Genomic DNA, 16,173 nt, shown 5'->3' on the forward strand with positions numbered 1-16,173 from the left:
GTTCATTCGGGGCGATCCTGGAAAACTGAGGTGTGGTAACTCCAGTCTCCAAAATCCGCTCCGAATGGACAACCTCCTGAAAGCTCACATCTAGATCCGGTCAGTGTACCATCATCGGCGTCAGGTCGGCCTCTGTGGCGTTGGCGATGGCCGCTTCGCGGCTATCGGTCAACATGATCGGTTGCCCGTCGGCCGAATGCAGCGCCCACAGCTTCATGCCGGGCCTGAGATCTAGATAGCCGGGATGGGCTGCCATCACGTCATCAGAGGAGACGCGGCGCAGATAGGCCATCCTGCCACCACCGAGCTCGCGGAAGGCGGCATCGGGCATGATCTTCCGATCGTCGGCGGAAGTGTTCTTGGTGAAAGAAGCCATCGCATCACTCCTTTCCCCCGCGCCGGCTCAAGACCGAACAGGGGGAAGACGCCGCCCGCGGCATTGGCGGTCGGGGTCTGAAATACAGTCTAGCGGGAAAAGGTGACTGGCGCGTTTATCGTCAGTCCTCGGCGTTGATCTCGATCCGGCGGATCACCCGTTCAAGCGGCGGGCGTATCAGGTCGATCGACAAGAGGCCGTTCCGGAGGTCGGCACCCAGGATTTCAATGCCCTCGGCCAACACGAACGTGCGTTGGAATTGCCGTGCCGCGATGCCACGGTGAAGATAGAGGCGGGATTTGTCATCCGCCTGCCGCCCACGGATCACCAGTTGGTTTTCTTCGACGGAAACTTCGAGTTGCTCGCGCGTGAAACCGGCGACAGCCAGTGTGATGCGCAGAACGTCTCCTTCTGGGGAGTCACGTTCGATACGCTCGATATTATAGGGGGGGTAGCCGTCATTTGCTGCCTTCGACACTCGGTCGAGCGCCCGCTCGATCTCGTCGAAGCCCAAAAGGAACGGGCTCGAGAAGCCTGCCAATCTCGTCATGTTTCAAAGTCCTCGCAACGAAGCGACCTTGACCGGGCCCCTGAGGCACCCAGTGTCCAGCGTTCAATATGGCGTTGCCTCCGTTGCCGTTCAAGACCGTCCGGCTTCGGCTAGCTGACGGCGGGCTTCGCGGGCCAACTCGGCGGCGAGCGGATGGGCCTCGGTGCCGAGCCGCCGGTCCAGAAGACTGGCCGCGGTTTCATCGAGCCGGGCGAGCTGCCGCCGGAAATAGAAGCCTTCCCGATTGAGCCGGGCGATGAATGCCGGAGTGAGGCCGGAAAGTGCGAGAAGATCCTCGGCTTGCGCGATCTGAGGGGGCTTGGGCAGACCAACCTGGCCGGCGATGAAGTCGGCGACGCGCGGGAATATAGAGGCGCGCCAGCGAGCACCGCTGAACAGGGCAAAGCGCCCGGCCCGCTCTTCTGTGTGACGACAGCCTTCGGCCGACATGCCGGTCAGCGTGTGAGCTGCATGGGTCTGGCCGCCGCCGCCAAAGGCATCACTCCCGGCCTCGACCGTCATCAGTGGTATGCCGGCAAGCGGCGGCGTCGCGTGTGACAGGCGCGGTTGGCTGGGATCGGGAACAAAGGGACGGTTGATGAGCACCGCCTCAATCCATTGCAGCATAAATTCCGCAGGCACATCCATGACCGCCAGGAACTCGTCGAAGAAGAAGCGGCGGCCGTCGGCACTATCTCCGTCACCAATGATCAAGCTGGAAAATAGCTCCTTGGGATCGGAGAGCGAGCTGTCGAGACTGCGAGTCAGGAAACCGGTGAGGGTAAAGAAGCCGGGAAAGACCTCGCGATAGGCTCCCTCGAAGGGCGGCGGCACAGGGGCGATGACCGCCCTCATGAACCAGTCGAGCCCCCGTGCGGTGGCGCTTGCCGCGAGTCCCGCATGATCGGCACGACAATCGACCGGACCGCCGATCAGCGTCAGCGTGGCGGGCGGATAGCCACGCCCGCTGAGCAGGGCCGCTGCAGCGACGGCGAGCACACCTGCCTCCGTAACCGCCACCACATGTACGGCCCTACCGATCTCAGCCACCATGTCGGCAACTGCTTCTATGGCCTCACCAAGCCCGAACGCTCCAGCCGAGAGCGGCACATGTCGGGCGTCGGCCCAGCCGGCGACATAAACAGCATGGCCGGGCAGAAAAGCCGCTACCGTATCGCGGACAAGCGTCGGGCAGTGCCCGGCATAGGGCGGCAATACCAGCACGCAAGGAACATCCGCATCGGGGTCTATTGGCGCGCGATCGAAGGCGGTCAATGTCCAGAAAGGCGCGACATGAACGATCCGCTCGAAGACCGGCCCACGCACACCCGACACCACCGTCGTTCCGAAATTGAACGTCGGATGATAATAGCGGCGGGCGGCACGGGCATAGAGATCTGCAGATGGACCTGAGGCTGCCGGCGGCCGGCGATCAGGTGGCTGCTCCCGGCCGGACACCAATCCGGAATAGCTATGATAAAATGGCACGCCCTCCTCCAAGCGGTCAGTATCGTCCCCCGCCGGTCCCCCCGCCGCTTCATTGTCAGTCATGGAAAGGATAGCGCTCGCCTCCGTGACAGCAAGCGTCGACACCCCCGCTCTTAGTCGCGGCGGAGCCGTTGAAATGGTGTTTTGGGCATAGACTTCCGTCTGCCACCCTACGAAGGGATAGTCAGAACGCTCCCATATCGGGCAGTTGCGGGTCGATGAGTTGCTGGATGCGTCTCGCAGCCACTTGGGCAAAGCGCAGTGTCATTGCCCGACGCGTCGCCGCTGCGAGTCGATGAATGGGCGCTTCTCTCAAGATGGCGCCGCCGTAACCATCGGCAACGATCAACCCGGCTTCCTCAGGAAAGATCTCGGCAGGTACGCCGGCATGGGTCGCAAAAAACAGCTGGTCGCAGTGAAGCCGATAGTCGGGCCATTTGCGATCGGCGCGAAAATCTTCAACCGACGATTTGATCTCGACAATGAAGATGTCGCCGTTTGCGCCAAGCGCGGTCACATCGGCTCGCCGACTGGAAGCGAGCGGCAACTCGTAAAGAACGGAAAAGCCGTGACCGGCCAGCAGCCGGCCGACACCTCGCTGTACGAGGCGAGCGTTTTCCGACTGACGGCCATCGTTGACAAAGTTTTCGATCGGGGAAGGAAAGGCGGCGGTCGGCAGGGGCATCATCAGTCTCCGCCGTCATTGTTCATGATTTGTTTCTGAAAATCAACAGGCGCACCCGAACGCGGCGCAACATTCGGCAGCCCCGGACGGGAACTGCCCCGGGCTATCGACGGACCGAAATTCGATGGAGAGCGGAGCGGCGGCCTCAGGCGGCGTCGGAACGAACGTTCACCGTGAGCAGCGCGTACATTGCCGCGGCGTCGTCGGCAGCCCTGAGTTTGGCGACCGTCTCGTCATCGCGCAGAATGCGGGCAATACGGGCGAGAGCTTTGAGGTGATCGGCACCGGCGCTTTCCGGCGCCAGCAGCAGGAACATCACGTCAACCGGTTCGCCGTCGAGGGAATCGAAATCGATCGATCGGTCGAGGAGCGCAAAGACACCAACCAACCGATCAAGGCCGGCAAGCTTGCCATGTGGGATCGCGACGCCATGGCCCACGCCGGTCGAGCCGAGCTTCTCCCGTTGCATCAGCGTCTCGAAGATATCACGCTCGTCTCGTCCGGTAAGAACTGCGGCCTTGGCGGCCATCTCCTGTAGCGCCTGCTTCTTGTTGGCGGATTTGAGCCGCGGCAGGATTGCGTCGATCACCAGGAGGTCGCTCAGATCCATCGTCTTGTTCCAGGTTTGGCGGAGGGTCGGTAGCCCGACCCTCGCCTTCATATAGGTCTAGATAACGAAAAGACAGATGGGATGAGCCCCGTTATCCGGCGATTTCATTGAGGGAGGGATCGATCCAGCCGATATTCCCGTCATTGCGTCGGTAGACGACGTTGACGCCACCGTTGCCGGCGTTGCGAAACATCACCAGCGGCGCGCCGGTAAAGTCGAGCTCGCTGACAGCCGAGCCGACGCTCATGGTCCGGATCTTTTGCGTGGTTTCCGCCACCACAGCCGGGGCGAAGTCCTCGCCAAGCTCCTCGTCGTCAAACGCGGCGAATACCGTTGCCTGGGCATCGATGTCGTCCCAGGAGCGGCCGCCCGGCGTCTGGTCGCCGGCTGCCGATTCGCCACCCTTGAAGTTTTTGAGCTTGCGCTTGTGGCGCCGCATCCGTTTGCCGATTCGCTCTACGGCCTTTTCGGCCGCCGGATAAGCCTCGAAATCCTCGCCGCGAGATTGCAGGGTCGTGCCGGAGGCGAGCTGGATCGAGCAGTCGACAATGTAGGCCTTGCCCTCCTTCTGCACCACGACATGGCCGGTGAAGGACTCGTCGTAATATTTGCCGAGTTCCTCTGCGGTGCGGGTGGTGATGTGGTCGCGAAGCGCTTGGCCGATGTCGACGTTCTTTCCGGTAATACGAAGCGGCATCAGAGTCCTCGTTTCTCGCGCTTTTTGAAGCGACGGGGCGCCGGTGGAAAACTCCGCTCGGTGCCTGCGTCTCCGGCTACCCGTTTAAGGCGGGCCTCTTGCCGGCACTGGCGAGCGGGGGCGCGGCTTTCCGTCTCGCCGGTGGAATGCTGGTGTCGCTTCACCTTTGCCCCGCTGTTGCCAGCTGGGGAGCGCCGGTCAAATTGTGAAGCGGAACGTGGAAGAAACCTCCCTGAGCTGGCGTGATCGGGCGACGCACCCGCCTACTTGAGATTTGGCGTCGGCCGGTGGCGATATCAATCCACCTTCCGGATGAGCCCTGATTTAGGAAAGGTTACAGTGATTTCACGCGCCGGCAAGCTGCTTCAGGCGGCGGCGCTGAACCGAGGAGGGAATACGCAACGCTTCCCGATACTTGGCCACTGTGCGACGGGCAATGTCGATGCCGTCGTCACGCAACATTTTGACGAGCGTGTCGTCGGAAAGCACGTCGTCGGCGGTTTCGCCGTCGATCAATTGCCGGATGCGGTGGCGCACCGCTTCGGCCGAGTGGGCGTCGCCGCCCTCGGATGAGGCGATCGATGACGTGAAGAAATATTTGAGCTCGAAGATGCCGCGCGTCGTTGCCATGTACTTGTTCGACGTGACGCGCGACACGGTCGATTCATGCATGCCGATGGCGTCGGCGATCATCCGAAGATTGAGCGGCCGGAGGTGGGCCACGCCGTGGGTCAGGAAACCGTCCTGTTGACGAACGATCTCGGTTGCCACTTTCATAATGGTCTTGGCCCGCTGATCCAGGCTCTTGGTCAGCCAGTTGGCCGACTGGAAGCACTCGCCGAGATAGGTCTTTTCCTCGTCGCGGGCGGTCTTCGACACTTCCGCGTAATAGATCTGGTTAACCAGCACCTTCGGCAACGTATCGGTGTTGAGCTCCACGGTCCACCCGCCGTCGCTGGCCGGCTGGACCATGACGTCCGGCACCACTGTCTGCACCTGCGTCGAACCGAAGGCATGGCCTGGTTTTGGGTCGAGTGCCAGGATCTCCTTGATCATGTCGCCCAGATCTTCGTCATCTACACCACAGAGGCGCTTGAGCGCCGCAAGTTCGCGCCGGGCAAGAAGATCAAGATGACCGAGCAGCGATTGCATTGCCGGGTCGAGGCGGTCTTTCTCAGCCAGCTGCAACCCCAGGCATTCGGCAAGGCTGCGGGCGCAGATTCCGGTGGGTTCGAAGGTTTGAAGGATCGCAACCACTTTCTCGATATCGGAAAGCGGGGCTCCCAGCCGCTCGGCGGTGGCCGCGAGGTCGGCCCTGAGGTAGCCGGCCTCGTCTACCTGGTCGATGAGATCATGGCCGATGAGACGCAAGGCCGGATCGGTAATGGCCACGGCCAGCTGCTCGGCGAGATGGTCGGTAAGGCTGATTTCGCCGGCGACGAAGCTTTCGAGGCTGTAGTCCTCGCCCGTGCCGCCGCGACCGACCGAAGACCAGTCGCCACCGGCTAGCGCACCGACGTCAAGCGCCGGCCGCTCGGGCTGGCCGGCATCGTCGGGGTAGACATTGCTGATATCGGTATCGAGGACGTTGGACACCCGTTCGGAACTGGGAGCGCCTTCCGTCTCGAACCAGTCCGGAGCGTCGGCCCGCGCCGGCAGATCGGTGTCGGTCGGTTCAACGGCGGGTGCTTCGCCGTCACCGTCGTCCACGCGCTCCAGCAGCGGATTGCGCTCGAGTTCCTGCTCGACGTAGGTGATGAGATCCATATTGGAGAGCTGAAGCAGCTTGATGGCCTGCATCAGCTGCGGCGTCATCACCAGCGACTGGCTTTGTCTCAGTTCAAGCCGCGCCGACAGCGCCATCGAGCAACTCCCGTCCATTCCGCCCCAAAGCGGAAGCCATGAAAGTCAATAAAGCGGCCAAAGATGGTCCGCTTCTTGCTTCATAACCTAGGCAGGGGGCAGCATCAAAGGGTAAATTGCTCGCCGAGGTAAACGCGACGTGCGTCGGCATCGGAAATGATGTCGTCGGGCGTTCCCTCTACCAGCAGCATGCCGGAATGCAGGATATAGGCGCGATCGATAAGGCCGAGCGTCTCACGCACGTTGTGGTCGGTGATCAGGACGCCGATGCCGCGCCCCGTCAGGTGGCGCACCAAAGCCTGGATATCGCCCACCGCGATCGGGTCGACGCCGGCGAAAGGCTCATCAAGCAGCATGAACACCGGCCGGCTGGCCAGCGCGCGGGCAATTTCGGCGCGCCGCCGCTCGCCACCAGATAGAGCGATGGCCGGCTGGCGGCGCAAATGAGTGAGGTGGAACTCGTCGAGGAGGGCGTCGAGCTCGGCTTCCCGGGCGTCCCGGTTCGGCTCGACCAGTTCCAGCACGGCGCGGATGTTATTCTCGACCGTCAGGCCACGGAAGATGGAGGCTTCCTGCGGCAGATAGCCGATGCCGAGCCGAGCTCGGCGGAACATCGGATATCCGGTTATGTCGTGGCCATCGAGGAAGATGCTGCCACCGTTGGCCGGGATCAGCCCGGTGATCATGTAGAACAGCGTGGTCTTACCGGCGCCATTGGGGCCCAGAAGACCGACAGCCTCGCCGCGCCGCACCTGCATGGAAACGCCACACACCACCGGCCGCTGGCCGAAGGTTTTGACGAGATTGAAGACGGCGAGATCGGATGTGTCGGCCGCTTCGGGAAGCGGCAGGCTCTCGGTCTGGGCAAAATGCTTCAGCAAGGCTCAGGTATCCGGCAAAAGAGGAATGTCAGCCCTTGGTGTTCTTGGTGTCGAGCGACTTCGGCGCGATCAGCATCTGTACCCGCCCACCGAGCATTTTCGCTTGGCTGGTGTTGATGTCGATCAATAGCTTCGGCCCGCGAATGACGTTGTCGCCCTGGGTGAGCACGACATTGTCCGTGAGCAGGATCGTATTGGCCGCGGTGTCGAAGGTACCATTGTCGCCGCTCGCCGTCTGGTTGGGCGAGGTAACGAGCACATTGCCCTTCGCCTCGAGACGGCTGACCTGCTGCGGCCCCTGTCCTGTCGGTGAACCCTGGTAGAATACCGTGAGGCGGTCGGTCTTGAGCACCGTCGTCCCCTGGCGGACGATGACGTGGCCGGTAAACACCGCCGTCTTGTCCTGATCGTGGACCTCGAGCTGTTCCGATTCGAACTGGATCGGCTGGTCGGAGGACATGCCGAGGCCTTGATAGGTCGTTGTCGGCAGCTTGGCCGTTTGTTCCACGGCGGCAGCCGGTCCAACGGCGAGGCCGATGAGCAAGCCGGCCATGGCGGCCCGGCGGAGGAGGCTGGAGCGGGGCATGCGGACCGTCATCTTCAGTTGCCTTCTGCCTCATCGAGGCGGCTAGAACGGTTTGGCTCAGGTCGATGCGCCCCGAACCACCCAAACATATTTAAGGGGTTGAATTAAGAATGGTTTCTTTTTTGCCAGGTCGTTCCGTCTGACCGGGAAGTGTTTTGCCTGCGCCATTTGAGGTGGCAGCCGGATCGACGGTCATGTGAACGCCACCCGAGAAGGTCACCGTGCCGGCCTTCTTTTCGACGCCCATCGTATCGGCATTGATCTTTCCAAGGCGGGATGAGAACGCGACTGGACTGTCCGAGGTCAGCGAACCGGTATTGAGGTCAATCTCCGCACGACTCAGCAAGCCGTCCGAACCGTCGGAATTGGCCAGCCGGATATTCTCCTTGAGTACCAGTTTCTGCGCCGCGGAATCATAGACACCCGTGTCGGCAAGAAGGTGTGCTTGGCTGCCATCGGTCTGAATCACACTTGCCTCAATGCCCTTGAGGCGAATGATGCGCGTATCCGTGAGATCCTGCACGGCGCTTGCCGCGCTCACCGTATAGGTGCGCCCCTTGCCGTCGCTGCCGGAGAGATGCGGCGCGTCCATGGCAAGACCGTCGGTTGTGATCTTCAAATCACCGATACTGAGGCTGATGGAGATACGCGTGATCACCGTCGCCACGATCACCAGCGCAAAAAGCAGCGCGCCGACGGTAGGCAGCAAAAAACGCAAACGACGAACCCGCCGGCTCGCTCGTGCCGCCGTTGCAAACAGCCCAGCGCGCGTGGACCCGTCAAACGGTTCCATGCCGTCGCCATCGAAAGCGCGGTTCGCCGCGATATCAGTCATCCTTCGTACCCGTTTTGCGGACGGGACCTCCGTCTTTAGCCTCAACGATGCCCGTCGGCCGCTATGCCGCAGGCAAAGGCCGGCTCCTGTTCTATCCGGCGAACTCTAAACATAAAGATAAACCAACGCTTGCCGTACCGCGAGTGGGCTGCGATCACATTCAAGCCATTGCTCGCAAGCGATTGCTTTACTATTTCTTGACCCAATTGCCGCGAGTTTCTTGCACCGCGTGGTGGCAAAAACCGCGCGCCCTTAAGCCATTCAGCTGTGGGCGAAGATATCCTCTTCGCCCCAGCCGGCAAGGTCAAGATCGGCGCGTGTCGGCAGAAAGCGGAAGCAGGCCTCCGCCATCTCCAGGCGGCCCTCGCGCTCAAGCATGGACAGAAGCCGCTGCCGGAGCGCGTGAAGGTTGAGCACGTCGGAGGCGGCGTACTCGAGCTGGGCCTGGCTGAGCGTCGTCGCCCCCCAGTCCGACGACTGCTGCGCCTTGGAAATGTCGATACCAAGGAGCTCCTTGGTGACGTCCTTCAGGCCGTGCCGGTCGGTATAGGTACGGGTGAGACGCGATGCGATCTTGGTGCAGAACAGAGGCGTGACGGTTATGCCGAAGGTCTGCTTCAAGACGGCGATATCGAAACGGGCAAAGTGAAACACCTTGATGCGCCTGGGATCGGTGAGCAGACGGACAAGGTTGGGTGCTGCGGTCTGCCCCTTAGCGATCTGTACCACGTCGGCCGAACCGTCGCCCGGCGACAGTTGCACGACGCAGAGCCGATCGCGGTGCGGCTTGAGCCCGAGGGTTTCGGTGTCGATGGCGATGACATCGCCGTAGGCGTCGAGATCGGGAAGGTCGCCGGTGTGAAGGCGGATGGTCATGGCAAAACTCTGCGAGCTGACACATCCGTCCAAAAGTCGCTCGACCTTCCAAAGGATGGATGCGTGAAAACGGCCGGCGGCGCAGCCCCCGGTCCTTGGGAAACAGTTCGCCGTATATGCGGATGCCGGGCGTCCGAGTGCAAGAAAATTATGCCATTGTCGTCGCCAGGCTGAGAGTTCCGGTGGGGTGCCCTTCCGGCGGCCTGGAGGTGGACGCGGTCTGCGGAGTGGTCCTCGCACAGCAACGGGATAACCGCCTTTTCGAAGCAAAGCCCAAGTGTGCCGCTCGGGTACCCCCGCGATGAGGCCCAGGTATTAAAAAACCTGCCCAAAGGCAGGTTATTCAACGGCATTCGGTAACGGAACGGCGACTTCCCGTCGATCCCTAGAGATCGACGATGGTGCCCAGGAAAGGACTCGAACCTTCACGCCTCGCGGCACACGGACCTGAACCGTGCGCGTCTACCAATTCCGCCACCTGGGCACAGGGGTCGTCGGCTGGCGGGGTGAATACGGGGTCGGCGCGGTGTTGTCAACCGCCATTTCAATCCCTGCCGATGAATTCCGTCGGCTACGGAATGCTACGCGGTCCGGTATGTACAGAGCGCCGCATCCTGCCGTAATAATTTGGTTTTGCAGGTTCGGCTCGTCCACAACGGACGACGACCTCGATTGCCGTCGCAACCTACGCAGGAAGGGATCGTTATGCCCCTCGTTCGGGAAGAAAAGCCGATTGTCACCATCTTCGGCGCCTCCGGCTTTCTCGGCCGTCATGTCGTACGGGCGTTGGCCAAGCGCGACTGGCGCATTCGCGCCGTCTGCCGTCGGCCCGATCTGGCGACTCACCTGCAGCCGCTTGGGGGCGTCGGGCAGATCATGCCGATGCAGGCCAATCTGCGCTATCGCGCCTCGGTGGACCGGGCAGTGAGCGGCGCCGACGCCGTCGTCAACTTAGTGGGCATTCTCTCGGCCTCTGGCCGTCAGACCCACGCCGCCGTGCAGGCCTTTGGCGCCCGTGCCGTTGCCGAGGCGACGGCTGCCGCCGGTATTTCTCGGCTTGTCCATGTTTCGGCCATCGGTGCAGATGCCGCTTCGAGATCCATCTATGCCCGCACCAAGGCAGCCGGCGAGGCCGCGGTGCTCGACGTCGTGCCGGATGCGGTGGTGTTGCGGCCGTCCGTGGTGTTCGGACCTGACGATCATTTCATCAATATGTTCGGCGAGCTTGCAGCGCGCAGCCCGATACTGCCGCTGATCGGCGGTGGTCTCACACTTCTGCAGCCGGTGCTCGTTACCGATGTCGCCGAGGCGATTGCCTCTGCCGTCGAAGCCCAGATCACCGGTGGGCGCATCTACGAATTGGGGGGACCCGAGGTACTGACCTTCCGCGCCATCATCGAGCGCTTGCTTGCGGAGACCGGCCGTCGGCCGCGCCTCCTGACAGTTCCCTTCGGTCTGGCCGCACTGGCTGCCCGCCTTACCGCCTGGTTGCCCGGCGCACCGCTAACGCCCGACCAGGTCGAGCTCTTGAAGGCGGGAAGCGTGGTGTCGGCCGCCGCCATTGGCGAGGGCCGCACATTCGAGGCGTTCGGCATCGCGCCGACATCACTCGGCGCGGTGCTGCCTGAATATGCCGTGCGTTTCCGCCCACACGGGCAATACGACCGGGACGGCGCGTCGGCCTGAGGCCGACGGGTCAGTTGACCCAGCCGGTCAGGATCAAGGCGAACAGCAGTCCGCCGAGTAGAACGCGATAGACGGCAAAGACGGTGAAGCGGTTGGTCTGGATGTAGCCCAGCAGCCACTTGACCGAAATGAAGGCAGTGATCGCCGAAGCGACAAAGGCAATTGCCAGGGCGAGCCAATTTTCGTTGGCTGAGGCGGCGCCGTCTTTCAGCGTGGCGATGATCTCGAAGGCGCTGGCCGCGTACATGGTGGGAATGCCGACGAGAAAGGCGAACTCGGTGGCGGCCGCCCGGTTGCCGGTGCCCAGCAGCATGGCCGAAAAAATGGTCGCTGCCGAGCGCGATGTGCCGGGAAAGACGCCGGCTACCACCTGCGCTATGCCGACCACCACCGCGGTCGTCCAACTGATGCGGCGGCTCTCCGGCCGTCCGGCTGCGAAGTGTTCCGCGAGAATCATCCAGAAACCGCCGATCACCAGAGCCCAGGCAATTGGCACCACGGTTTCAGGCAGCTTGAAGCCAAGCTTCTTGGCAATGAGGCCCAGCACGGACGTGACGAGGAAAGCAACGATCAGTTTGCCAAGATAGAGCCTTGTCTCCGGGTCGCGCCAATTGATCAGGAACCCGAGGAGCCGCTGCCAGTAGATCACCGTCACCGCCAATATGGCACCGGCCTGGATGACGATGTTGAACATATCGGACCGGGCGCCGAGCCACTGCTCGGCAATGATGAGATGCCCGGTGCTGGAAATGGGCAGAAACTCGGTGATACCTTCAATGATGCCGAGGAGAAGCGCTTGAATGAGGCCCGCTAGATCCATGTCGCGATGCTTTCGTTCAAAAAGGGTTGGGCGAATGAGGTAAACTGGTAACCAGTTGTTCATACATGGCGTCGGCTCTATAGGCCAGCCTCGCAGCTCCGCCGCCGTTCCGAATCGGAAGGGTACGGGGCGCCGCTGGATAACCCTGGCGATCCATTACCATCCTCTTGTCTTGATGTCGGCGGCGCCGGCGCTTCGGGTTTACGATGCTCAAGCTCTATCACCATCCATTTTCCACCACGTCGCGCTTCGTCCGGCTGATGCTGGCCGAGCACGACGCCAAGGTGGAGCTCATTGCCGAAAAAAGCTGGGAGCGGCGGCCGGAATTCCTTGAGCTCAATCCTGCCGGCAACGTGCCCGTTCTGATCGAGAACGATGGCCCGCCGATCGTCGGCTCCGGTCCGATCATGGAATATATCGATGAAACGCGCGGCTATGCGCTCGGCGACCGCCGCCTGATGCCCAATCATCCCGAGGCACGCGCCGAAATGCGTCGTCTCGTCGACTGGTTCCTACACAAGACGCACGACGAAGCCGTTCAGTATTTCCAGCATGAAAAGATCATGAAGCTGGAGCTGCCGCGGGAATTGGGCGGCGGCTCACCGGATAATCAGGTGCTCCGGGTTGCCCGCGTCAACATCAAGCATCATCTTCACTACATCGGCTGGCTGTCGGGCTCGCGTAACTGGCTGTCCGGCGAGCAGCTGACCTTTGCCGACCTCGCTGCCGCCGCCGAACTGTCGGTCGTTGACTACGTCGGCGATGTTCCTTGGGACGAGGATCTCAATGCCAAATATTGGTATGCCCGGATCAAGTCGCGCCCGACCTTCCGAACGCTGCTTGCCGACCGCCTGGCTGGTCTGCCGGCCGCGCCGATCTACACCGATCTCGATTTTTGAGCCCGCCTTGGGGAGGGCGCCTTGAACTGGCGGGCCCGCGCCCGCGACCTCGGATTTTCGGCGATCGGCGTTGCACCGGTCGATCGCCTGGGTGACGCCGCGCGTCGTTTGCGCGCCTTCGTCGATCTCGGCCGTCATGGTTCCATGGCCTGGATGGAGGAGACGCTCGAACGGCGGGCCGACCCGCGCGTGCTATGGCCCGAGGCACGGTCGGCCGTCGTGCTGGCCATGAACTACGGCCCGGACAGCGACCCGCTCGCCAATCTCGCAAAGTCCGCCGTCGGCAACATTTCCGTCTATGCGCGCCACCGCGATTACCATGATATCGTGAAGGGACGCCTCAAGGATGTGGCGGGCCTGATCGCCCGCGATACGGGCGCCGACGTCAAGGTCTTCGTCGATACCGCCCCGCTGATGGAAAAGCCGCTTGCCGCGCTGGCCGGCGTCGGTTGGCAGGGCAAGCATACCAACCTCGTCTCGCGCGACTTCGGCTCCTGGCTGTTTCTCGGCGTCATTCTTTCGGCCGCCGAGCTACCGCCGGACGAGCCGGCGACCGATCGGTGCGGAGCCTGTCGGCGCTGCCTCGATGCCTGTCCGACCGGTGCCCTGCCGGAGCCCTATCAAATCGACGCGCGGCGGTGCATCTCCTATCTCACCATCGAACACGCCGGCCCCATTCCCGAAGAGCTGAAGCCGCTGATCGGCAATCGCATCTATGGCTGCGACGACTGTCTCGCCGTCTGCCCCTGGAATAAGTTTGCCAGCGAGGCAGCCGAGATGAAGCTGCGGCCGCGTCCCGAGCTGACTGCGCCGTCGCTTGCCATGCTCGCGGCACTGGACGATGCCCAGTTTCGGGTCCTGTTCACCGGCTCGCCGGTGAAACGCATCGGCCGTAATCGCTTCGTCCGCAATGTGGCGATCGCCATCGGCAATTCCGGCGATCCATCCTTGATTCCAGCGCTGAAACCCCTGCTCGACGACCCCGATCCGGTCGTGGCGGAAGCGGCCAGGTGGGCGCTCGATCGCTTCCCGTCGCAAGAGACTAGCGACCGCCGGCTCCGCTGACCTCACGGCCGAATGCATCGGGAACACGCAGCGCGACGATGGCACCGACAAGAGCCAGCGCCGCCATGATCCAAAAGGTGCCCTGGAGTTCCGGGAGGCCGATGTCCCCACGACCCAGGACAATTTGCAGGGCCGACAGGCTGAAGGCAGCGACCGCCACGCCGGCGGCCTGGGTCGCCTGCTGCATCATGGCGATCAGGTTGGAGGCGTTGCCACGCTCGGCGCCGGGTACGTCGGCGAAGGCCAATGTCGTCAAGGTGGTCAGTTGCACCGAGCGGACACTGCCGGCAAAGAGCAGGATCAGCACAACGACAAGGGGCTGATCGAGAGAGCCGACCAGAGCACAAGCCACCATCGACAAGGCCACCAGAATGCCGTCACCGACGAGGACATTGCGAAAGCCGAACCGTCGCATGAGCGGTGTGGTGATGAATTTGATGCCGAGATTGCCGACGAAGTAGACGAGCACCCACAGGCCGGCCGCCGCCGGTGACAACCCGAAGCCGAGCTGAAACCACAGCGGCAACAGGAAGGGAGCGGCCGAGAACAAGACGCGATAGAGCCCACCGGGATGGAAGGCATAACTGAGGCTCGGCCGAGACAACGCGCCAAGCCTCAGCAGTGGCTCGGGATATCGCCTCAGGTGATGGACGGCGGCGGCACCGAGGACAGCGCCAACGCCGATCATGGTGAGCGCAACCACGCGCTCGCTGCCGGCTTCGGCGGAACGTTGGAATCCGGCGAGCAATGTCGTCAGGCTGGCGGCGCACAAAAGGAAGCCGGCCACATCGAGCCGCCGGCCGCCGATCTCGCGCTCGTTCGGCACCAGCTTGAGAATCGCCAGCATCCCGCAGACGCCGAGCGGCAGGTTGAGCCAGAAGTTCCAGCGCCAGCTGAGGTGTTCGGTGATGAAGCCGCCGATCACCGGTCCGACGATTGGCGCCATCAGAGCCGGCCAGACCATCAGCGCGGTGGCGCGCACGAAATCCGTGCCGGCGGCGCGGCGCATCACCACTGCGGTTCCCACCGGCAACAACAGGGCGCCGCCCACGCCCTGGACGACACGGGCGACGATCAGCTCGGGCAGTGTTTGACAGAGCGCACACCAGACCGACGACAGCGTAAAGGCGGCGAGCGCCGCCAACAGTACGCTCCTCGCCCCGAGTCGGTCCGACAACCAATTGGCCAGTGGCGACGCCGCGGCGGCTGCAAGCACATAGGCAGTGACGGCCAGCGAGAGATCGATCGTTGTCACGCCAAACGTACGCGCCATGGTCGGCAGCGACGTATTGATGATGGCGCTGTCGAGGATCTGCATGAAGCCGATCGCCGCCATGGTGAGCGCGACGGCCGGTGAATACCGGGCGGACGAATCGGAGGAAAGGGCAGGTATGTCGATCATCGACGAACGCAAAGCAGGGAGAAGATGGTGGACCGACGACGCCCGGATCTGGTGGTCGTTTGGCAGTGTTGGTCCCTCTCATGCGACATTGAATGCCAAAAGGACAGGCCGGATGCGACAGGCTTCATTCAATGTTCGGTGAAAGAGAGCGCGGCTCCGGCGAGGACACGGTCCGATTGGCGGCATTTCCCGTTTCCATTTCGTCCCACCCCTGATAGAAGCCGATTATCCCCGCCGAAGGAGTGACAGCGAGCCATGCGTACGGCCAGCCTCAGCCGCTCGACCCGCGAAACCGAGATTTCCGTCCGCCTCGACCTTGATGGTCGTGGCGAGGCCGACATCTCCACCGGTGTCGGCTTCTTCGACCATATGCTGACCCAGATCGCCCGCCATGGCCTGATCGATCTCGACATCAAGGCGAAGGGCGACCTCCATATCGACGACCATCACACCGTAGAGGACGTCGGCATCGCGCTCGGCCAGTGCTTTCGCACGGCGCTTGGCGACAAGGCCGGTATCACCCGCTACGCCGACGTGACGCTGCCGCTCGACGAAGCGTTGTCCCGGGTTATCGTTGACATTTCCGGCCGGCCTTATCTGGTCTTTCGCACGGCGTTTCACGCGCCGAAGATCGGCAGCTTCGACACCCAGCTCATCGAGGAATGGTTCCGTGCCTTTGCCATGCAGGCCGGGCTGACGCTGCATGTCGAAACCTTCTATGGTTCGAACGACCACCATATTGCCGAAAGCTGCTTCAAGGCGTTGGCCCGCGCTCTGCGCTTCGCCATCGCCGTTGATCCGGCCCAAGGCGGCCGTGTGCCGTCGACCAAGGGCGTGCTCGAAGCCTGACGGAG

At 62.6% G+C, this 16,173-nt stretch carries 18 protein-coding genes and 1 tRNA gene; 5 read left to right on the top strand and 14 right to left on the bottom strand.

All coding sequences use genetic code 11. The features are described 5' to 3' along the window. Window positions 1–100 precede the first annotated feature (100 nt). From G522_RS0122130 to G522_RS0122185, 12 genes are all read right to left on the bottom strand, one after another. Entirely contained in the window at window positions 101–376 is a 276-nt protein-coding gene (locus tag G522_RS0122130) for a BQ00720 family protein (protein ID WP_425414090.1), read from the bottom strand. A gap of 121 nt (window positions 377–497) precedes the next feature. Next, window positions 498–926, bottom strand: a complete 429-nt coding sequence (locus G522_RS0122135; RefSeq protein WP_026792902.1) for an Hsp20 family protein — start codon at window positions 924–926, stop codon at window positions 498–500. Between the two features lie 90 nt (window positions 927–1,016). Further along, window positions 1,017–2,414 (bottom strand): polyhydroxyalkanoate depolymerase, encoded by a 1,398-nt coding sequence (locus G522_RS28220; RefSeq protein ID WP_169453582.1) that lies wholly within the window; start codon window positions 2,412–2,414, stop codon window positions 1,017–1,019. Window positions 2,415–2,598: 184 nt separating this feature from the next. Then, on the bottom strand, window positions 2,599–3,102 hold the full coding sequence (locus G522_RS0122145) for an MmcB family DNA repair protein (protein ID WP_026792903.1): 504 nt from the start codon (window positions 3,100–3,102) through the stop codon (window positions 2,599–2,601). A 142-nt stretch (window positions 3,103–3,244) separates the two neighbouring features. Beyond that, a complete protein-coding gene (gene ptsN, locus G522_RS0122150; RefSeq protein ID WP_026792904.1) occupies window positions 3,245–3,709 on the bottom strand; it encodes a PTS IIA-like nitrogen regulatory protein PtsN in 465 nt (154 codons plus the stop codon). Between the two features lie 91 nt (window positions 3,710–3,800). Beyond that, window positions 3,801–4,406, bottom strand: coding sequence for a ribosome hibernation-promoting factor, HPF/YfiA family (gene hpf / locus G522_RS0122155; protein WP_026792905.1), 606 nt, complete (start codon window positions 4,404–4,406; stop codon window positions 3,801–3,803). A 345-nt stretch (window positions 4,407–4,751) separates the two neighbouring features. Further along, a complete protein-coding gene (rpoN, locus tag G522_RS0122160) occupies window positions 4,752–6,269 on the bottom strand; it encodes an RNA polymerase factor sigma-54 (RefSeq protein WP_026792906.1) in 1,518 nt (505 codons plus the stop codon). Between the two features lie 104 nt (window positions 6,270–6,373). Further along, a complete protein-coding gene (gene lptB, locus G522_RS28225) occupies window positions 6,374–7,120 on the bottom strand; it encodes an LPS export ABC transporter ATP-binding protein (protein ID WP_051229105.1) in 747 nt (248 codons plus the stop codon). 58 nt (window positions 7,121–7,178) lie between these two features. Then, complete coding sequence (lptA, locus tag G522_RS0122170; protein ID WP_051229080.1) at window positions 7,179–7,748, bottom strand: lipopolysaccharide transport periplasmic protein LptA; 570 nt, start codon at window positions 7,746–7,748, stop codon at window positions 7,179–7,181. 79 nt (window positions 7,749–7,827) lie between these two features. After that, the gene (lptC, locus tag G522_RS0122175) at window positions 7,828–8,571 is read right to left on the bottom strand and encodes an LPS export ABC transporter periplasmic protein LptC (protein ID WP_026792908.1); all 744 of its coding nucleotides are present in this window, start codon (window positions 8,569–8,571) and stop codon (window positions 7,828–7,830) included. Window positions 8,572–8,832: 261 nt separating this feature from the next. Next, complete coding sequence (locus G522_RS0122180) at window positions 8,833–9,447, bottom strand: ribonuclease D (protein ID WP_026792909.1); 615 nt, start codon at window positions 9,445–9,447, stop codon at window positions 8,833–8,835. 399 nt (window positions 9,448–9,846) lie between these two features. Further along, window positions 9,847–9,931: transfer RNA gene (locus G522_RS0122185), tRNA-Leu, on the bottom strand. Window positions 9,932–10,152: 221 nt separating this feature from the next. On the opposite strand from G522_RS0122185, the gene G522_RS0122190 reads away from it, so the two are divergent. Then, window positions 10,153–11,133, top strand: a complete 981-nt coding sequence (locus tag G522_RS0122190) for a complex I NDUFA9 subunit family protein (RefSeq protein WP_026792910.1) — start codon at window positions 10,153–10,155, stop codon at window positions 11,131–11,133. Window positions 11,134–11,143: 10 nt separating this feature from the next. On the opposite strand, the gene G522_RS0122195 is transcribed toward G522_RS0122190, so the two are convergent. Next, window positions 11,144–11,953 (bottom strand): undecaprenyl-diphosphate phosphatase, encoded by an 810-nt coding sequence (locus G522_RS0122195; RefSeq protein WP_026792911.1) that lies wholly within the window; start codon window positions 11,951–11,953, stop codon window positions 11,144–11,146. Between the two features lie 206 nt (window positions 11,954–12,159). On the opposite strand from G522_RS0122195, the gene G522_RS0122200 reads away from it, so the two are divergent. Both G522_RS0122200 and queG read left to right on the top strand, forming a co-directional pair. Further along, the gene (locus G522_RS0122200; RefSeq protein ID WP_026792912.1) at window positions 12,160–12,852 is read left to right on the top strand and encodes a glutathione S-transferase family protein; all 693 of its coding nucleotides are present in this window, start codon (window positions 12,160–12,162) and stop codon (window positions 12,850–12,852) included. Between the two features lie 21 nt (window positions 12,853–12,873). Further along, the gene (queG, locus tag G522_RS28230) at window positions 12,874–13,917 is read left to right on the top strand and encodes a tRNA epoxyqueuosine(34) reductase QueG (protein ID WP_051229082.1); all 1,044 of its coding nucleotides are present in this window, start codon (window positions 12,874–12,876) and stop codon (window positions 13,915–13,917) included. On the opposite strand, the gene G522_RS0122210 is transcribed toward queG, so the two are convergent. Further along, window positions 13,895–15,235, bottom strand: a complete 1,341-nt coding sequence (locus G522_RS0122210; protein WP_210162964.1) for an MFS transporter — start codon at window positions 15,233–15,235, stop codon at window positions 13,895–13,897. The two genes, queG and G522_RS0122210, sit on opposite strands and share 23 nt — an antisense overlap. On the opposite strand from G522_RS0122210, the gene G522_RS30320 reads away from it, so the two are divergent. After that, window positions 15,234–15,461, top strand: a complete 228-nt coding sequence (locus G522_RS30320; protein WP_169453581.1) for a hypothetical protein — start codon at window positions 15,234–15,236, stop codon at window positions 15,459–15,461. The two genes, G522_RS0122210 and G522_RS30320, sit on opposite strands and share 2 nt — an antisense overlap. A gap of 113 nt (window positions 15,462–15,574) precedes the next feature. Then, the gene (gene hisB / locus G522_RS0122215) at window positions 15,575–16,168 is read left to right on the top strand and encodes an imidazoleglycerol-phosphate dehydratase HisB (protein ID WP_026792914.1); all 594 of its coding nucleotides are present in this window, start codon (window positions 15,575–15,577) and stop codon (window positions 16,166–16,168) included. Window positions 16,169–16,173: the final 5 nt, after the last annotated feature.

The organism is Pleomorphomonas oryzae DSM 16300 (assembly GCF_000422965.1).
In the GTDB taxonomy this organism is placed as follows: Bacteria; Pseudomonadota; Alphaproteobacteria; order Rhizobiales; family Pleomorphomonadaceae; genus Pleomorphomonas; species Pleomorphomonas oryzae.

Excerpts from the sequence above, each read along its gene's own strand:
- G522_RS0122130 (WP_425414090.1), bottom strand. The coding sequence starts at position 376 with ATGGCTTCTTTCACCAAGAACACTTCCGCCGACGATCGGAAGATCATG.
- G522_RS0122135 (WP_026792902.1), bottom strand. The coding sequence starts at position 926 with ATGACGAGATTGGCAGGCTTCTCGAGCCCGTTCCTTTTGGGCTTCGAC.
- G522_RS0122145 (WP_026792903.1), bottom strand. The coding sequence starts at position 3,102 with ATGATGCCCCTGCCGACCGCCGCCTTTCCTTCCCCGATCGAAAACTTT.
- ptsN (WP_026792904.1), bottom strand. The coding sequence starts at position 3,709 with ATGGATCTGAGCGACCTCCTGGTGATCGACGCAATCCTGCCGCGGCTC.
- hpf (WP_026792905.1), bottom strand. The coding sequence starts at position 4,406 with ATGCCGCTTCGTATTACCGGAAAGAACGTCGACATCGGCCAAGCGCTT.
- rpoN (WP_026792906.1), bottom strand. The coding sequence starts at position 6,269 with ATGGCGCTGTCGGCGCGGCTTGAACTGAGACAAAGCCAGTCGCTGGTG.
- lptA (WP_051229080.1), bottom strand. The coding sequence starts at position 7,748 with ATGACGGTCCGCATGCCCCGCTCCAGCCTCCTCCGCCGGGCCGCCATG.
- lptC (WP_026792908.1), bottom strand. The coding sequence starts at position 8,571 with ATGACTGATATCGCGGCGAACCGCGCTTTCGATGGCGACGGCATGGAA.
- G522_RS0122180 (WP_026792909.1), bottom strand. The coding sequence starts at position 9,447 with ATGACCATCCGCCTTCACACCGGCGACCTTCCCGATCTCGACGCCTAC.
- G522_RS0122190 (WP_026792910.1), top strand. The coding sequence starts at position 10,153 with ATGCCCCTCGTTCGGGAAGAAAAGCCGATTGTCACCATCTTCGGCGCC.
- G522_RS0122195 (WP_026792911.1), bottom strand. The coding sequence starts at position 11,953 with ATGGATCTAGCGGGCCTCATTCAAGCGCTTCTCCTCGGCATCATTGAA.
- G522_RS0122200 (WP_026792912.1), top strand. The coding sequence starts at position 12,160 with ATGCTCAAGCTCTATCACCATCCATTTTCCACCACGTCGCGCTTCGTC.
- G522_RS30320 (WP_169453581.1), top strand. The coding sequence starts at position 15,234 with ATGAAGCCGATCGCCGCCATGGTGAGCGCGACGGCCGGTGAATACCGG.
- G522_RS0122210 (WP_210162964.1), bottom strand. The coding sequence starts at position 15,235 with ATGCAGATCCTCGACAGCGCCATCATCAATACGTCGCTGCCGACCATG.
- hisB (WP_026792914.1), top strand. The coding sequence starts at position 15,575 with ATGCGTACGGCCAGCCTCAGCCGCTCGACCCGCGAAACCGAGATTTCC.